We start from the raw sequence: 434 nt of genomic DNA, 5'->3' as shown, positions 1-434 counted from the left end.
TTCTGCTCGTCCGGGGCGGGCGTCTCGATGTCGGGTGCGTAGCGAAGGAATGTCATCGGCGTATCCTCGACGTGTCGTCCGCCTGCGGGGGTGATTTCACGAAGGCTGGGATCGGGACGCGGGGTCGGAAGGCTGCCGGATCGTGGCCGCGCCTGGGCAGAGAAAAAGACCGCACCGCCGACAAGCCGCGCCGGCCCCCTGCCGTTCCCCACCTCGTTCATGGGCGATTGAATGCCGCACAACCCGGAACGTCGCCGGGTGAGCGGGTGTTCTGTCCTGGCCGCCCACAGGAGACAGACCTTGCGATCACCGGTGCGATACACTCTCGACGTCGAGGCGGTGACGCCGGACGAAGGGCAGACCATCGAGCAGCTCAACCAGACCTTCGATAAGATCCTGAACCGGGTCGCGGAGCATTCGGGCCATGCCGTGCG

General features: G+C 66.1%; 1 protein-coding gene. It reads right to left on the bottom strand.

Going from position 1 to position 434, the window contains the following annotated elements; translation table 11 throughout:
• Positions 1 to 221, bottom strand: a 221-nt coding sequence (locus ACLBX9_RS02435; protein ID WP_447717767.1) for a hypothetical protein, incomplete at its 3' end; no start/stop codon positions are given.
• Between the last annotated feature and the right edge of the window lie 213 nt (positions 222 to 434).

Source organism: Methylobacterium sp. A49B, assembly GCF_053346215.1.
The sequence above is the reverse complement of the archived record's forward strand: the minus strand, read 5'-3'. Positions and strand labels throughout refer to the sequence as shown.